A 15990-nucleotide genomic window follows, 5' to 3' on the forward strand; every position below is an offset into this window, starting at 1 on the left:
CCGGTCGCCGCGCCTGCCTATGTCGGGTTCGGGCGCAAGGGCCTGCCGAAATAGCGGCAGGCCCTTGCGCCCCTAGCCCTGCTGTTCCCATGCCCGGATCTCGGCATTGATTCGGTCAAGCAAAGGCTGCACCTCGGCGCGGGTGACGCGCTGACGCAGGCGGCGATCCAGCGTGGTGGTCATGCCAAGGAAAGATGAGGCGCAATGCTGGAGGATATGCTCGGCATCGCTCTCGCTCACGGCCAGGCGCTGGGCGATGAACTCGCGGAACGCCTTATGGGCGATGGGCGTGGCCAGAATGATGCTAGGCTGGGTATCGAAGGTGATCTCACGATAACGCCCCACGCGCGATCGGGTGGAAAGCGTGCCCTCCAGCCGGATATCGCGTGAGGAAGCCGCCACCTCGATCACGATCTCATCTTCATCCAGCACCCAGCAGCCGCGCGCCGGGTTCCAGTAGCGCAGATCCTCGGCGGGGATGGTGAGGCTGACGCGGCGGGTTTCGCCGGGGGCCAGCGGGGTCTTCACAAAGCCCTTCAACTCATGCACCGGACGGCTGACGCGCGGGCTGCCATAGCGCACATAAAGCTGCGAGATTTCCTTGCCCGCCACCGCGCCGCTGTTGGTGAGATCGAAGCTGACGGTCAGCGTCTCGCCCTCGCGGATTTCGCTGCGATCAAGGGTGAGGTTGGCATACTCAAACGCAGCGTAACCCAGCCCATGGCCGAAGGGGAACAGCACCGGCGCCTCACGCGAGTCATAGCTGCGATAGCCGACAAACAGCCCCTCAGCATAGACATGCCGCCCATTCTCGCCCGGATAGGAGAGATAGCCCGGGATGTCCTTCATGGTCAGCGGAAAGCTGGTGGTCAGCTTGCCCGAAGGATTGACCGCGCCGAACAGAATATCCGCCACCGCGCTGCCCATCGCCTGCCCCGAGAAGAAGGTGCCCAGCACGGCGGGCACCCGGTCGATCCATGGCATCACCACGGCATCGGGGCTGGAAATCACCACCACCGTGCGCGGGTTCACCGCTGCCACCGCCGCGATCAGCGCATCCTGCCCCTCGGCAAGGTTCATCGAGCGGCGGTCAGAGCCTTCGCCATCCCAGCCCACCTCGCTGTTGACGAACAGCACCGCGACATCCGCCTCCTTCGCGCCCGCCACCGCTTCGGCCAAGGCATCGGCATGGCCGCTGCCGGGGAAATAGCGCAGATCGGCGCCCGGTACGGCGTCACGGATCGCATCGAAAGGCTGATCGACGCGGGTGGGCGAGGTGGTCGCGCAGCCCGATCCCTGAATGACGGCATCCTTAGCGCTCTTGCCGATCACCGCGATCACGCCGGGCTGTGAGGGCGAAAGCGGCAGCACACCGCCCTCATTCTTCAGCAGCACAATGGACTCGCCGGCCAGCTTTCGGGCCAGCGCATGATGCGCGCCGTGATCCGCCGGTTCCACCGCAATCGCCCGCCCTTCATCGGCCCGGCGCACCAGCGCGATCATCCGGGCGCAGGCGGTATCGACAACCTCCAGCGCGAGCTTGCCGGAACGCACCGCCGCCAGCAGTTCATCGCGCCGCGTCTGGCTTTCGGGCATATCCAGATCATTGCCCGCCGCCAGCGAGGCCGGGCGGTCCTTGATGCCATGCCAGTCGGACATGACCAGCCCCTGATAGCCCCATTCATCGCGCAACACCTGCGTGAGCAGCCAGTGACTCTCCGCCGCCTGCTCGCCGTTCAGACGGTTGTAGCTGCTCATCACCGTCCAGGGATCGCTCCTGGCGATGGCGCGCTCATAGCCCAGCAGGTAGATTTCGCGCAGCGCCCGCTCATCCACGATGGAATCCATCGAGGTCCGCTCCATCTCGCTGTTGTTGCAGGCGAAATGCTTGAGCGAGGCCCCCACGCCCTGGCTCTGCAAGCCGTTGATCATGGCGGCGGCGAAATCGCCCGTCACCACCGGATCTTCCGAGAAATATTCGTAAGCCCGCCCGCCCAGCGGCGTGCGGCGGATGTTGACGCCCGGCCCCAGCAGCACATCGACGCCCAAACTGCGGCACTCGCGCCCCAGCGCCTCGCCCATGGCATGGGCCAGATCAAGATCCCAGGAACAGGCCATGCTCGATCCGTTGGGGAAGCAGGTGGCCGGCTTCATCGAACCAAAAGCGATCTCGACATCATTGGCCTTGCGGTTGACGGTCTCCAGAAAGGCATCGAGGTCGATGCCAGCCGCCTGCTGCTCGTCGATCTGCGAGATGGAATAGCGCACACCGTAAGTTCCGTCGGTCATGACCAGACCGCGCACGCCGAGGCCTTCGATGCCATGGGTGCGCCACATGCCCTTGCCGGTCAGCAGATCGGCCTTTTCCTCCAGCGTCATGCGTTCGACCAGCGCGGGAATGGTGTCCGTCATCGTGCCCAGTTCATCAGCCATTGCATCTTGTTCCATCATTGCGTCGGCCAGCCTTGCCGCCATTCTGCCCGCTTGGCCCTTTGCCGCCCTTTGCGCCATTCGCTTTCGCTGAAGCGCGGCTTTGGAAAAGGCAAATGGATCGAAACCGCCCGCGCGCGCATGAGGGGCCTCAATTCGGGAGCCCTACCATGCACAGCATCGACATGCTGACCACTTTGATCGCCTACCCCACCGTCAGCGGCACGTCCAATGCGGCGCTGATCGATCATGTCGAGGCTTATTTGCGTGGGCTTGGCGCCACCACCGCGCACGTGGCCGGGCCTTTCCCGGGGAGCTGGAACCTGTTCGCCTCGCTGGGGCCCAGCGAAAAGCGCGGCATCCTGCTTTCGGGCCACAGCGATGTGGTCCCGGTGGAGGGCCAGCCCTGGACATATGATCCCTTCACCCTGACGCAGCGGGACGGCCGCCTTTATGGCCGCGGCACCGCCGATATGAAGGGCTTTCTGGCCTGCGCGCTGTCGGCCTTCGCCCGCGCGGCCCAGCGCAAGGACGATCTGATCGCGCCCCTGCAACTCGCGATTTCCTGCGAGGAAGAGGTCGGCTGCGTCGGCGTGCGCTCGCTGTTGCCCGAGCTGGAAGCGATGCCAGCCCAGCCTCTGCTCTGCCTGATCGGCGAGCCGACCTCAATGCGTCTGGCCACCGGGCACAAGGGCAAGCTGGCGCTGAAGGTCTCCTGCAAGGGCCGCGCAGCGCATTCGGCCCTGCCCGCGCTGGGCCTCAACGCCATCCATCTGGCGGCTGAATTCACCACCGCCGTGCGCGCCGAACAGGCCCGCATCGAAGCCGAAGGCCTCCGCGACGAAGCCTTCGAGGTGCCTTTCTCCACCCTGCATATCGGCACGATCAACGGCGGCGTAGCACTGAACATCGTGCCCGATCACTGCGCTCTCGCACTGGAGCTGCGCACCATTCCCGGCGAGGATGCCGATGCCGTGCTGGCCAATCTGCGCGCCGCCGCCGAAGCCATCCTGGCCCCCTATGCCGCCAGCGTCCCCGAAGCGGCGATCACCCTTGAGGTGGTCAACGCTTACCCCGGCCTCGACAGCGGCGATGGCGACTGGCTGACCTTTATGTCCGGCATTTCGGGCGCCAATCAGCAGATCAAGCTGGCCTTCGGCACCGAGGGTGGCCTCTTCGACCAGAGCCTCGACAGCCCGGTCATCATCTGCGGCCCCGGCTCGATGGATCAGGGCCACAAGCCCGATGAATTCGTCACGCTGGACCAGTTGACCCGCTGCGATGCCATGCTCGACGCCCTGATCGACCGCCTGTGCGACGGACGCCTGCCAGGTTAACTTACCAGCTCATCATCCCGGGAATCGAATGGGTGGAGATGGACTTGCGGCAATGCTCCTCGAAGGCCTCGACCGCGCGCGTCTTGCGGATGTTGCGCGCGGTCACCATCCCCAGCCGCATCGGCGGAAAATCGTCGTCGAGGTAGAGATAGGCCAGATTGCGGCCATTGAGCGCCGTCAGGCTCTTGGGCCGCGCGGTCAGCAGCGAAAAGCCAAGGCCGCTCGCCACATAGGAGCGCACCGTTTCGGGCTGGGCGCTGCGCGCGATGATGTTCACCGGCAGACCCGCCTTGTGGAACAGCGACATGAAATAGTCACGGCTGACCGGCAGATCGAGCAGCACAAAGGGCTGCCCCGCCAGATCCTTCAGGCTGAGGCTGCCGCTCTTGGCGAGACCATGCCCAGCGGGCAGCAGCACATAGGTGGGCAGCAGGGCCAGTTGCTCGAAATCGAGGTCGATGCCCTCCTGCTGATAGGTGAGCGCAATATCCAGCTCGGCCTTGCGCACCTTGGAAACCAGTTCGGACTCATCGTCCTCCACCATCTCCAGCGAGACCTTGGGATGCATCTCGCTGAAACTGACGCAGAGTTCAGGCAGGATCAGCGGCGCGAAGGTACGGAAGGCCCCTACCCGCAAAGGCCCGCCAACCGAGGTGGTGATCTCCTCGGCCAGATCATGCAGGGATTCGGCCTGATGCAGCAGATCGCGCGCCGCCACCAGCAGGCGCTGCCCGGCGGGTGTCAGCGAGAGGCCCTGCGCATGATGGCGATAGAAGAGCTGCACCTCGAACTCGGCCTCCAGCTGGGAGATCGCCGAGGAAATCGAGGGCTGCGAGATATGCACCCTTTCGGAGGCCAGCGTGATGCTGTTTGCCTCACCCGCTGCAACGAAATAACTCAACTGTTTCAGCGTGAAGCGCATGGATCTCCGGTCCGGCCAACGAAAAGCCTGACCCGGCTCTAGCACAGGGGGCACGGAAAGGCACGCCTCGGCAGGCCGGACGCCCGGCCAGCCGAGGCGCTTCTCCTCAGAGATCACTTAAGGGTCTCCGGGCACGCCATAGGACGGCGCCTGCGTGGGATCGATACCGCGCGTCACATAATCCAGCATCTGCGGCTCCCACACAGCCCAGAGCCGGTGCAGATCGGCGATGGGGGTGTCACTCCAGTCGACGCGCAGATCCACCAGCGGCCAGGCCTCACGGTCGGCCACCAGCAGGCCGGCGGAATGAATCGGCCCTTCCTCGCCGCCCACAGCCAGCGCGGCATCGAGCGCTGCCAGCAGCCGCACCGCCAGATGATCCTGCGGACGCGCGGCGAAGGCCTCGACCATAGCGCCGGGCAGATCGGGGCTGACCAGCATATTGCCCGCCGCCACCGCATCCACGCCCGCAAAATGCCCGTGATTGCCCAGAGCCCGCTCCCCGCTATGGGCGGCGGTGCGGCCCTGCGCATCGACTGCCGTCAGCTGGCGATAGGGCGCGGTTTCCCCCGCGCGGGCGTAAAGCACGGCGATGGTTTCCGCCGCATCCCGCCCCTGCGCCAGCAGATCGAGCCCCGCCGGGCCCAGGCGCGGATCGGTGATGTTCTGCGTGGCCACCGCCCCCACCCCGGCGCGGACATGCGCGCAGCGCGCCGCCACAGCGGGACTGGAAGACGAAACCGCAACGCCGAACATGCCGGTGCGCGCGCAGCGCGCCGCGATGGAGAAGGTCATTGCGGGATCACCGCCGTGGCCTCGATCTCCACCAGCCATTCGGGCCGCGCCAGAGCGCTGACAACCAGACCCGTCGAGACCGGGAAGACGCCCTTCAGCCAGCGCCCCATCTCGCGATAGACATCCTCGCGGTAGCGGATGTCGATCAGATAGACCACCACGCGGCAGACATGCGAGAGGTCGCCGCCGGCCTCTTCCATCAGCATCTTGATGTTTTCCATGGCCTTGCGGGCCTGGAGCGTGGCGTCGCCGATATGCAGGCTCTCGCGCGTGTCGAGGTCCTGCGCGATCTGGCCACGCACGAAAACGGTGCGGCCGCTGGCGACCACCGCCTGGCACAGGTCGTTGTCCAGCTTCTGCTCGGGATAGGTTTCGGCGGTGTTGAAGGGGCGGATGCGGGTATGGGTGGGCATGAGGGTTCTCCGTGGAAGGGGATCAGGCGGGCTGGTTGGCTTCTGCGATATGACCGGCAAGCTTTTCGGCATCGCCCCACACGCCCCAGATGAAAGCCGAGGCGCGGCGCGTAAGCCAGGGCAGGCCAAGGAAATAGAGGCCGGGCACGGAGGTCACGCCGCCCTGATGCACGGGCTTGCCGGTGGGATCGCAGACATCGAACTTCAGCCAGTCGAAATCGAAGCTGAAGCCGGTGGCCCAGACGATCGAGGTGATGCCTTCTGCTTTCAGATCAAGCTCCAGCGCCGGGTCAGTCATGCAGGCCGGATCGGGCAGCGTGGCGCGCGCTTCGGGCTCTTCGGGGAAGGTGAGGCCTTCCCGCTCGATATAGGCATCGGCCTCGTCCAGCACCGAGAGGTAATCGGCATCGCCCGCCGCAATGCTGTCGACCAGATCGGGGGCGAAGCGCATCACGCCGCCCTCCGTGCCCTGCGCCATGCCCAACAGCACCATGCCGCGACTGGCCAGCTCGCGGAAATCGACGGTATGGCCGCCCCGCGCACCGCTGACGGCGATGGTCACATGCTCCTTGCCGGGCGTCATCCTGGTGGCGTTCCAATGGCCCAGCGCGCCCAGCCACCAGCAGAAATCCTGCCCGCGATAACGGCGCGGCGGTCGATTGTGCGGCCCCACCGAGAGATAGACCTTGCGCCCGGCGCGCAGCAGTTCATCAGCAATCTGCACGCCCGAGGAGCCCGCGCCCACCACCAGCACCGCGCCTTCGGGCAGCTGCTGCGGGTTGCGATAGTTGATCGAGTGGATCTGCTCGATGCCATCGACAGCGGGGACAATCGGCGGAATGCTGGGGCGCTGGAACGGCCCCGTCGCCACCACCACCTCCCGGGCGCTGATCGCCCCGCGCGAGGTTTCGATATGAAAGCCCACGCCATCGGCGGCGTGGGCCACGCTGGTCACCGCCACACCCTCGCGGATGGGGGAGTCGATCTGGGCGGCGAAGGCCTCGAAATAGGCGGCCACCTCATCCTTGGTGGCGAAGCTTTCGGGGTCCAGTTCGGCAAATTCGCGGTCGGGGAAACGGTCGTGCCAGGCCGGACCATTGGCGACCAGCGTATCCCAGCGGCGCGTGCGCCAGCTTTCGGCGATGCGGTCACGCTCGACCACCAGATGCGGCAGGCCGCGTTTGGTCAGATGCGCGCTCATCGCCAGGCCGGCCTGGCCACCGCCGATGATCAGCGTATCGACCGCGGGAATTGTCATGTCTTGACCCTTTTACTGCCCATGTGTCTGACGGGAGCGTCAGCGTGACAGCCGGTATCGCGACGATTGGGGATCGGAAAAATAATGATTTGATGCAGCCCTGCTTAGGCTTTTCCTAAGCAGGGCTCACAAGGGGCAGATCAGCTTTCCAGCCGCTCCACCTGATCCCATGCCAGCTTCATCAATTCAGGCAAGACAGCGACACGCTCTTTGGCCTGAGCGGATGAGGCCGTGCCCCGGATCACCCGCCCCTTGATGCCATGGAAGATTGCGGCAAGCCGGAAGAAGTTGAAGGCCATGTAAAAGCCGTAAGTCGGCATGTCCGCCAGCCCGCGCCGTGTGCAATAGGCTTCCAGATAGGCCCGCTCGTCAGGGATACCCAGCGCGGCGATGTCCGCCCCGCCCAGCCCCGCCACGATATGCGGCGGCATGCGGTACATCATCGCGTGATAGGCGAAATCAGCCCCCGGATGCCCCAGCGTGGACAATTCCCAGTCCAGCACCGCCAGCACTTTGGGCTGTGTGGGGTGAAAGATCAGATTGTCGATGCGGAAATCGCCATGGACGATGCTGGTTTCATCGCCCGGCGGGATGTTGGCGGGCAACCATGCGACGAGCCGGTCCATGGCGGGATCGCGGCCGGCATCCGTGTCGTCCAGATATTGCTTCGACCAGCGGGCGATCTGACGCTCGAAATAATTGCCGGGGCGGCCATAGTCCCCGAGCCCCACCGCCGCGTAATCCACGCTGTGAAGCTGCGCAATGGTGGCGTTCATCGCATCGAACAGGGCGGCGCGTTCGGTGTTGGACACGTCAGGAATGGCCGCGTCCCAGAAGATGCGGCCCTCCACCATCTCCATCACATAGAAGATCGTGCCGATCACCGAAGGGTCGGTGCAAACCCTATGGATCTGGGCGACCGGGAAACCTGCCCTGGCCAGCCCGGTCAGCACCTTCGCCTCACGGTCCACCGCATGTGCGCCCTTCAGCAGCGCTCCGGGCGGCTGCTTGCGCAGCACATAGCTGCGCTCCGGTGTCACCAGCCGATAGGTCGGGTTGGACTGGCCGCCCTTGAACTGCTCTATGGTGAGTGGGCCGCGATAATCCTCGACATGCGCGCGCATCCAGCCATCAAGCGCCATAACATCAAGGGCATAGCCCTCCCGCACCGCCGTGGTGCCGCTGTTGGCTTCTGCTGCGCTGCTCATGCCTGCGCTGCCTTCCAGTCGCGCTTGATTTTCTTGGCGAGGCTCCATTTGTGAACTTCGGTGGGCCCGTCATAGATACGGAAAGCGCGGATTTCGCGGAAGGCCTGCTCGACGATGGTGTCCTGGCTGACGCCATTGCCGCCCATCACCTGAACGCATTTGTCCACCACGCGGAACAGCGCATCCGAGACCGCCACTTTCGCCATCGAGCTTTCCGCCGTGCCCAGCGATCCGCTATCCAGCACGCCCGCGCACCAGTCGATGATGAGTTCGGCCTGCTTCAGGTCGATCAGGTTCTCCGCCAGCATGAAGCCGACGCCTTCGTGATCGACCAGCGGCTTGCCGAAAGCGTGGCGGCGGTTGGCGTAATCGCTGGCGATCTCCTGGGCGCGGGTCGCCAGCCCCAGCCAGCGCATGCAATGCGAGAGGCGCGCCGGGCTGAGCCGCACCTGCGCATATTGGAAACCCTCTCCCGAAGCGCCCAGCATCTGCTCGGGCGAGACGCGCAGATCGACAAGATCGACCACCGCATGGCCGCCGGGCATCGAGCTGTCGATGGTGTCGAGCACGCGCAGCATACGGATCGCGGGATCGGGCAGATCGACCAGAAACATGCAGGCCCCATCCCCGGATTTGGCCATGACGATGCCGACCCTGGCCCCTTGCGCTCCGGTGATGAACTTCTTGCGCCCGTTGATGATCCAGTGGTTGCCATCGAGCCGGCAGGTGGTCTGCATCATCGAGGGATCGGAACCCGCGCCGCCGTCTTCCGCCGGTTCGGTCATGAAGAAGGCCGAGCGCGCCTCCCCGCGCACCAATGGATCGAGGAAGCGGGCCTTCTGCTCGGCGCTGCCGACCTTGCCCAGAAGATACATGTTGCCCTCGTCGGGCGCCGCCGTGTTGCAGGCCAGCGGCCCGAGCGGCGACAGGCCGGACTGGCGCAGCACGATGGCCGTCTCGCGCTGGGTAAGGTGAGAACCATCCTCCAGAATATGGGGCGTCAGCACGCCAGCGATCCGCGCTTTCTCCCGCAATTCCATCACCAGCGCATCGGTGGGCCCGTGATGGTCGCGGCGGCCGTCTTTCTCATAAGGCGCCACCACAGTGCGCACGAAATCCTCCACTCGCGCCGCGATGGCTTCTGCACGCTTGCTCATTGTTTCTCCTTCACAATCCGCTCACAAGATGGCCGCCATCCGCCGCGATCACCGACCCGGTCATATAGGCCGAGGCATCCGAGGCCAGCAGCAGCAGCGGCCCGTCCAGATCCTCCAGCCGCCCCAGCCTGCGCTGCGGAATGCGGCGGATCATGGCCTTGCCGGGATCACTGTCCCAGAACTCTTCATTGAGATCGGTTGCGATATAGCCGGGCGCCAGAGCATTCACGCGCACGCCATATCGCGCCCATTCCAGCGCCAGCGTCCTGGTCAGCTGGATCACGCCCGCCTTGGACACGGCATAGGAGACCACCCCGCCGCCCTGCCGCAGCCCCAGGATCGAGGCGATGTTGACGATCGACCCGCCGCGCCCATGCGCCTGCATCGCCCGCGCCGCGGCCTGGGCCAGCAGGAAACTGCCCTTCAGATTGGTGTCGATCACCGCATCCCAATCGGCCTCGGCATGATCCAGAGCGCTGCTTTCCCGCACCACGCCGGCATTGTTGATCAGAATATCCAGGCCGGCGATCATGGGGGCCATGTCTCTCACGCTGGTCGGATCGGAGACATCGAGGCGTAGCGTGCGGCAGCTCCCGCCCTCCTCCTCGATCTGCGCGGCGACCTGCGCCAGCGCCTCCTCGCGCCGGGCGGCGAGCAGCACCTGCGCGCCCGACCGCGCCAGCAGTCTGGCGAAATGCGCGCCAAGGCCCGAGGACGCGCCAGTCACCAGCGCCTGTTTTCCGGAAAGATCCACCGTCATCTGCATCAGAACACCTTGATCAGGCTGGCATAGACGGCGTTGGTCATCGTGACGTTCCTTCCCTCGATGCTGCGCGAATAGCGGGCCACCAGCGACAGCTTCTTGTTCACCGCATAAAGCGTGCCGACACCCCAAGTCGTCTCATGCCCATCGGAAAAGGGGATGTCCGCACCACCAACATAGCGGCTTTTCTTGTTCTGCTGCCAATCGAAGGCGACGAAAGGTTCGAATTTCGATTTGGACCGCCAGCTGGCACGGATGTTGAAGTGATAGCTGTTGCCCGGCGCGATGTTCGGCCCGTCGACAACCTGCTGCCGCCCTCGAAAGATCGCCCCGATATCACCGGTCAGGCTCAGATGCTTCTTGATTTCCGCATCGAAGAAGAAGCTGGAATAATTGGCCCAGTAATGGTTCGTGATGTTGCTGCTGCCCACCGGAATGCTGGCAAAGGTCTGGAAACCCAGCACGGTGTTCTTAGTGGGCTTCACCCATATGGCCGGGCCGGTCAGCGTGTCGCCGAAGCCGGTCTTGTTCAGCCCGGGCCCATCCAGATGCACGGTGGGCTGGATCACCTCATAGGCAAAGCCAACATTGGGCAGACCGTCAAACGTCCAGAAGTGGACAAGCTTGGTCAGGCTGGCGTAAAGATCGGTATCCGGGCCCTTGATCCGGTGACCGGCATTGTCGAACTGCTGCGTGCCATTGTTGTACTCACCATATTCGACCACCGCGTTGAAGGGGCGATAGCCGTCGGTGGGCAGATCATACTCATGCGGATTGATCACCGCGAAGGTGATGTCCGAAGCCCTGGCCTGCGCGACACAGCCCATCGCCAAAGCGATGCTGACACAGGTGGCAATCCTCTCATAGGTCATGGCGCAAATCCTCCCCTGCCGGAGGCGCGCTTGCCGCGTCTCTCCGGTCGGTATGGCCGATGGATGGAGAGCCGGTGCCTGCCTGCAACAGGGAGGCACCGGCGTCCTGCTCAAGGAGTCGGAATGAACCGGTCGCCGCGTTCAAGCTGCGGGGCGATGGCATCCATCACGACATCATAATCCGGCGTCTCGCGGATTTCCTGCTGGCCGGGATATTTGAGCTTGCGGTTGATCTCCGGGCTCCAGAAATAGGCCCCCGCGACCGTGCGGGCGACGACATCGAAGCCCCCGCCCGGCAAGGCCTGCAAGGCGCCCAGCGCATCGGCGGGCGCCTCCTCCGGCAGGCCCTCCAGCGCTTTGACGAAGGGCGGCAGCATGTCGTCGCGCGCGGTCAGCGCCTCGGGCAGCCAGTGATCCAGCAGGCCCGCCTGCGTGGCCGAAGGCATGTCGAGCGCCTTGTCCTCGGGGATCAGCGCATCGGCGGCCCAGGCGATGCGGGCGCGGTAGCGCTCGATCACCGCCTGTGCGGCCTGCTTACGCTCGGCGAGGGTGGTGTCGGGAAGTTTGACGGATGTGTACATGATTTCTCTCCTCATCCTTCCGTTCAGGCGGTCTGCAGGCTGATTTTCTGCTCGCCGGCCTTTTGCGCGATCAGCTCCGCGCCGCGCAACGCCAAAGCGGCAACGGTGCCGGTGGGGTTCACACAGCTGCCGGTGGGCATCACGCTGCCATCGAAGATGAACAGGTTCTGGCAGTCATGCGCGCGGCATTCGCCATCCACCACCGAAGTGCGCGGATCGCGGCCCATCACGCAGGTGCCCAGCATATGCCAGCCGGTTTCCCGCACGAAAGGCGCTTCCAGAATGTCGTAAGCGCCCGATTCCCGCAGCGACTGCGCCGCTTTTTCGACATTGAACTTGGTCATGCGCCGGGTGTTTTCATTGTTCTTGTAGATCATCTTGGGCGCGGGCATGCCGTCTTCATCGACAAGACTGTCATCCAGCACGACCCGATTGTCCTCATCGGGAAGATCCTCGATGATGATCGTCCAGTCCATCGAGCGGCCGAAGCGCTGCTTCACCGTGCGGTGGAAGTCCTCGCCCCAGCCCGCGGCATCGCCCCAGGGGAAAGCGCCAATGGTGTTGAGCGGGCCGCCCGTGCCCATCAGCTGCCATTTGGCGCCGCGCACGAAATCGGTGTCCTTGCGCGTTTCGGCGAATTCCAGCGAATAGAGGCGTTGACCGAAGGGCCCCTGCCAGGTCTCGAAGAAATCGTCGTAAAGGCCGATCACCGTGGCGATGGGGTGCATCATCAGCCGCTTGCCGACCATGCCCGAGGAGTTGGCCAGCCCATCGGGATGCGAGGCCGATTTGGAATTGAGCAGCAAACGCGGCGTGCCCAGACCATTGGCGCAGATCACCACGATGCGGCCCGGCTGGAAGTGGGTCTGCCCGGTATCGCGGTCGACATAGGTGACACCCGTGGCCAGCCCCTCCTTGTCGGTTTCCACGCGCAGCACGCGCGCCTTGGGCACCAGATCGACGCCCAGCCCGCGCGCCACCGGCCAATGGGTGCGGTCCACAGAGGCCTTGGCCCCCGCAAAACAACCCCACAGGCAGGCGCCGCGCCGGATGCAGGGCTCCAGATTGCCATGCTTCACGCTGGCGATGGCATTGACACCCGGCCACCAGTGCCAGCCGAGCCGGTCATGCGCGGCGATCATCTTCTTTTCCATATCGCCCAGATTGAAAGGCGGCAGCGGAATGTCATGATAGGGATAGGTGGGATCGCCCGCCACGCCGGAGACCGAAAAATCCTCGCTCACCCGGTCATAATAAGGGGCAAGGTCTTCATAGCTGATCGGCCAGTCATCGGCGACACCATCCAGCGTCTTGACACGGAAGTCGCTGGGCTTGAAGCGATGCCATGCGGCGGCGTAAAGCATCGAACTGCCACCCACGCCATTCCACATCAGGGGCGAGACTTCGGATTCCGTATCATTGACCGGATAGTCCGAAGACGCCTGCCGCTTGTTGGGGTTCCAGGTGTAGAAACGGTCCTTGGTGAATTCGAAATCGAGCCCGTCGCTCTTGATGAGCGTGTAATCGGGGTATTCGCCCTGCTCCAGACAAATCACCGACATGCCGGCTTCGGCGAAGCGCTTGGCGGCAACCGCGCCACTTGGCCCCGCGCCAACGATCACGACATCATAGGTCTTTGCGTCATTCCCTCGCATCCTCTCTCTCCTTGTTGATGGACGCAGTGCCTCGATCGCAACATCACCGATGTCACGAGATCTGGCGCGGCACTGGCGTCATGATCGCGAGGCTTGTCTGATGCCCCGTCAATGGTCCGCGAGGCCTCGGGCCTCAGGGATGGTTCAACCCTGCATGTAAACCACATGCGTCTCGGTGTATTCGTAGAGGCCGTGCTTGCCGTCCGCCCCGCCGATGCCCGATTTACGGCGACCGGCGTGGAAGCCCTGCATGGCCTCGAAATGTTCGCGGTTGATGTAGGTCTCGCCGAAGCGCAATTCGCGCATGGCTTGTTGGGCAGCGCTCAGGCTCTTGGTGAAGATCGATGAGGTGAGCCCGTATTCGCTGTTGTTGGCCAGGGTGATGCCTTCATCAAGACTGTCAATGGCCTGCACGGGGATCACTGGACCGAAGATCTCGTCACGCATCACCGCCATATCGGCGGTGCAATTGGCGAGCACCGTGGGTTCATAGTGCCAGCCCTTGCGGTCGGCGATCCTGCCCCCGGTGAGCGCTTCGGCGCCATCCTTCAGCGCCTTGTCGACCAATGCCGCCACCTTGTCGCGGCCCGCCTTGTTGATCAGCGGCCCCATCGCGACATCGCGATCCGCCATCGGATCGCCAAAGGTCGTCGCCTTCATATGGGCCGCCAGCTTTTCGGAAAACTCTGCCACCACCGAACGTTCGACATAGATCCGCTCGGCGCAGTTGCAGAGCTGGCCGGTGTTCAGCACGCGGCTGTCATAGACCGCCTTGGCCGCCAGATCGAGATCGGCGTCGGCCAGCACGATGGCCGGGGCCTTGCCGCCCAACTCCAGATTGACGCGGGTGAGGTTTCTGGCCGCCGCCTCCATGATCCGCGCGCCGGTCGCCACGCTGCCGGTGAAGCTGATCAGGCCGACATCCTTGTGGCGGCTCAGCGCATCGCCCGTGCTGCCGCCACGCCCGCTCAGGATGTTGGCGACACCGGCGGGCAGATCGGTCTGCGCCATCAACTCGGCGAAGAGGAAGGCGTTGACCGGCGTTTCCTCGCTCGACTTGATGACGACGGTGTTGCCCGTCACCAGCGCCGGGGCCAGCTTGCGGGCAATCAGGAAGAAAGGGAAATTCCAGGGCAGAATGCCTGCCGTCACGCCGATCGGCTTGCGAAACAGCATGATGGTTTCATTGGGACGGTCGCTGGCGATGATCTCGCCCTCGATGCGGCGCGCCCATTCCGCCATGTAGTCCATATAATCGGCGGTGAAATTCACCTCCAGCGTGGAGAGGCCCAGCGGCTTGCCCTGCTCCCGCGTGATGGTCTGGGCGATGCGGTCCACATTCTGGCGGATCTTCGCGGCAATCTGGCGGATATGGGTGGCGCGGGCCTGCGGTGGCAGCTTTTCCCATGCGGGCTGGGCTGCTTTGGCGGCCTGCACCGCGCGGTCCACCTCTGCGGCCGGCGTGTCGGGGGCGGTGGCGATCACCTCCTGCGTTGCGGGATTTTCGATCTCGAACAGATCGGAGCTTCCAGCATCGACAAAGGCGCCATCGATATAATTCCGGGGGGTTATCGTCGCCATCTCGGATCACTCTCCATTGTCTACGGCCCGCTTCTGTGGCTGGCCTGTTGTCTTGAAGGTGGAGGCAGCCAAAGCGGCATCCTCCAGACGCGATTGTTCCTTTCCGGCCCCGCGAGGCGGAGCCCTTCCGTTCCATTGCCGTGGCTTATTGTGAACCCGCGCCTGACAGGATCAGGTCTTGCGCCGCCGTTCCTTGCCTGTGGGCGGGGTGTCCTTTCCTCCACCTGCGCCCTGCGCCTCCTGATAGGCCTTCAACCGCGCGATATAGCGGTCGGCCGCCTTGACAATATGGTCACGCGCGACCTTCTCGGCGGCGCGCGCGTCCCCGCGTGACACCGCATCGAGGATCGCCTCATGCTGGTCCCAGATCTGGCGCGGCGTCTCGTCGCGCATCAGCACTTCGGCCATCACGCGCTGCAGGTGCCGCCAGTGCGGGCCTGTCGCCTCCTTGATGACCTTGTTGCCGGAAATCTCGTAAAGGAACTGGTGGAAGCGCATATCGGCATCGATCAGCATGGGGATCGAACCTTCCGCCTCCGCCAGACGACCCGCGCGGATCAGCGCCGGACCATCCTTGCGCGCCTGCTCCGCCCCGCGCTGCGCTGCGAGCCGACAGGCCAGCCCCTCGCTCACCGAACGAACCTCGTAAATATCGCGCACGAAATCCACATCGATGGGCGCCACGATCAGGCCGCGCCCGGGCGCTTCCTGCACAAACCCTTCGGCCCGCAGCAGCAGCAAGGCCTGCTGCACCGGCTGACGCGACACGCCAAGCTGCGCGGCGATCTCCTCCTGAATCAGGCGCTGATTGGGCTGCAGCCGCCCTTCGACGACCTCCGCGACGATCGCCTCGAAGACCTGTTCGACCAGCGTGGGTTGTTCCGTCAGCAGCCGCACAGTCGCGTCCTCATCCTTTTGTCATGAACGGTATGCCCGATTCGTAACGCAACTGCCACCCCCTGTCCAGAGCATTCGGAACTCTGAATTCAGAATACAGAATGTGTTGCCAGCAGAATGA

Annotated in this window: 14 protein-coding genes; 1 reads left to right on the plus strand and 13 read right to left on the minus strand. The window is 64.4% G+C overall.

Going from position 1 to position 15990, the window contains the following annotated elements; translation table 11 throughout:
* Positions 1-72 precede the first annotated feature (72 nt).
* Positions 73-2433 carry a beta-glucosidase gene (locus SR3_RS23985; RefSeq protein ID WP_068091626.1) on the minus strand — a complete coding sequence of 787 codons (2361 nt, stop codon included), beginning with the start codon at positions 2431-2433 and terminating at the stop codon, positions 73-75.
* Positions 2434-2600: 167 nt separating this feature from the next.
* Between SR3_RS23985 and argE the strand changes: the two genes are divergently transcribed.
* Positions 2601-3767, plus strand: a complete 1167-nt coding sequence (gene argE / locus SR3_RS23990; protein ID WP_068091629.1) for an acetylornithine deacetylase — start codon at positions 2601-2603, stop codon at positions 3765-3767.
* Position 3768: 1 nt separating this feature from the next.
* Here the strand turns inward: argE and SR3_RS23995 are convergent, their stop codons facing one another.
* From SR3_RS23995 to SR3_RS24050, 12 genes are all read right to left on the minus strand, one after another.
* Positions 3769-4689: a LysR family transcriptional regulator gene (locus SR3_RS23995; RefSeq protein ID WP_068091632.1), complete on the minus strand. Its 921-nt coding sequence runs from the start codon at positions 4687-4689 to the stop codon at positions 3769-3771.
* A gap of 117 nt (positions 4690-4806) precedes the next feature.
* Positions 4807-5484: a DUF1028 domain-containing protein gene (locus SR3_RS24000; RefSeq protein WP_068091635.1), complete on the minus strand. Its 678-nt coding sequence runs from the start codon at positions 5482-5484 to the stop codon at positions 4807-4809.
* Positions 5481-5897, minus strand: coding sequence for a RidA family protein (locus tag SR3_RS24005; RefSeq protein ID WP_068091638.1), 417 nt, complete (start codon positions 5895-5897; stop codon positions 5481-5483). Before SR3_RS24005 ends, SR3_RS24000 begins: the two co-directional genes overlap by 4 nt.
* Positions 5898-5919: 22 nt before the next feature.
* Positions 5920-7155 (minus strand): flavin-containing monooxygenase, encoded by a 1236-nt coding sequence (locus SR3_RS24010; RefSeq protein ID WP_068091640.1) that lies wholly within the window; start codon positions 7153-7155, stop codon positions 5920-5922.
* A gap of 140 nt (positions 7156-7295) precedes the next feature.
* Positions 7296-8363, minus strand: coding sequence for a phosphotransferase family protein (locus SR3_RS24015; RefSeq protein ID WP_068091643.1), 1068 nt, complete (start codon positions 8361-8363; stop codon positions 7296-7298).
* Entirely contained in the window at positions 8360-9520 is a 1161-nt protein-coding gene (locus SR3_RS24020; protein ID WP_068091646.1) for an acyl-CoA dehydrogenase family protein, read from the minus strand. Before SR3_RS24020 ends, SR3_RS24015 begins: the two co-directional genes overlap by 4 nt.
* A 10-nt stretch (positions 9521-9530) precedes the next feature.
* On the minus strand, positions 9531-10286 hold the full coding sequence (locus SR3_RS24025; protein ID WP_068091649.1) for an SDR family NAD(P)-dependent oxidoreductase: 756 nt from the start codon (positions 10284-10286) through the stop codon (positions 9531-9533).
* Positions 10286-11155 (minus strand): transporter, encoded by an 870-nt coding sequence (locus SR3_RS24030; RefSeq protein WP_068091652.1) that lies wholly within the window; start codon positions 11153-11155, stop codon positions 10286-10288. The genes SR3_RS24025 and SR3_RS24030 overlap by 1 nt, the downstream gene beginning before the upstream one ends.
* Before the next feature lie 110 nt (positions 11156-11265).
* Entirely contained in the window at positions 11266-11736 is a 471-nt protein-coding gene (locus SR3_RS24035) for a hypothetical protein (RefSeq protein WP_068091655.1), read from the minus strand.
* Between the two features lie 23 nt (positions 11737-11759).
* Positions 11760-13391, minus strand: a complete 1632-nt coding sequence (locus SR3_RS24040; protein ID WP_068091659.1) for a GMC family oxidoreductase — start codon at positions 13389-13391, stop codon at positions 11760-11762.
* Between the two features lie 144 nt (positions 13392-13535).
* Positions 13536-14972, minus strand: coding sequence for an aldehyde dehydrogenase (aldA, locus tag SR3_RS24045; protein ID WP_068091662.1), 1437 nt, complete (start codon positions 14970-14972; stop codon positions 13536-13538).
* 171 nt (positions 14973-15143) lie between these two features.
* Positions 15144-15869, minus strand: a complete 726-nt coding sequence (locus SR3_RS24050) for a GntR family transcriptional regulator (protein ID WP_068091665.1) — start codon at positions 15867-15869, stop codon at positions 15144-15146.
* Positions 15870-15990 lie beyond the last annotated feature (121 nt).

Source organism: Novosphingobium rosa NBRC 15208, from assembly GCF_001598555.1.
GTDB lineage: Bacteria > Pseudomonadota > Alphaproteobacteria > Sphingomonadales > Sphingomonadaceae > Novosphingobium > Novosphingobium rosa.

What these genes read in the sequence shown, in the direction of transcription:
- SR3_RS23985 (WP_068091626.1), bottom strand. Translation starts at nt 2,433, where the DNA reads ATGGCTGATGAACTGGGCACGATGACGGACACCATTCCCGCGCTGGTC.
- argE (WP_068091629.1), top strand. Translation starts at nt 2,601, where the DNA reads ATGCACAGCATCGACATGCTGACCACTTTGATCGCCTACCCCACCGTC.
- SR3_RS23995 (WP_068091632.1), bottom strand. Translation starts at nt 4,689, where the DNA reads ATGCGCTTCACGCTGAAACAGTTGAGTTATTTCGTTGCAGCGGGTGAG.
- SR3_RS24000 (WP_068091635.1), bottom strand. Translation starts at nt 5,484, where the DNA reads ATGACCTTCTCCATCGCGGCGCGCTGCGCGCGCACCGGCATGTTCGGC.
- SR3_RS24005 (WP_068091638.1), bottom strand. Translation starts at nt 5,897, where the DNA reads ATGCCCACCCATACCCGCATCCGCCCCTTCAACACCGCCGAAACCTAT.
- SR3_RS24010 (WP_068091640.1), bottom strand. Translation starts at nt 7,155, where the DNA reads ATGACAATTCCCGCGGTCGATACGCTGATCATCGGCGGTGGCCAGGCC.
- SR3_RS24015 (WP_068091643.1), bottom strand. Translation starts at nt 8,363, where the DNA reads ATGAGCAGCGCAGCAGAAGCCAACAGCGGCACCACGGCGGTGCGGGAG.
- SR3_RS24020 (WP_068091646.1), bottom strand. Translation starts at nt 9,520, where the DNA reads ATGAGCAAGCGTGCAGAAGCCATCGCGGCGCGAGTGGAGGATTTCGTG.
- SR3_RS24025 (WP_068091649.1), bottom strand. Translation starts at nt 10,286, where the DNA reads ATGCAGATGACGGTGGATCTTTCCGGAAAACAGGCGCTGGTGACTGGC.
- SR3_RS24030 (WP_068091652.1), bottom strand. Translation starts at nt 11,155, where the DNA reads ATGACCTATGAGAGGATTGCCACCTGTGTCAGCATCGCTTTGGCGATG.
- SR3_RS24035 (WP_068091655.1), bottom strand. Translation starts at nt 11,736, where the DNA reads ATGTACACATCCGTCAAACTTCCCGACACCACCCTCGCCGAGCGTAAG.
- SR3_RS24040 (WP_068091659.1), bottom strand. Translation starts at nt 13,391, where the DNA reads ATGCGAGGGAATGACGCAAAGACCTATGATGTCGTGATCGTTGGCGCG.
- aldA (WP_068091662.1), bottom strand. Translation starts at nt 14,972, where the DNA reads ATGGCGACGATAACCCCCCGGAATTATATCGATGGCGCCTTTGTCGAT.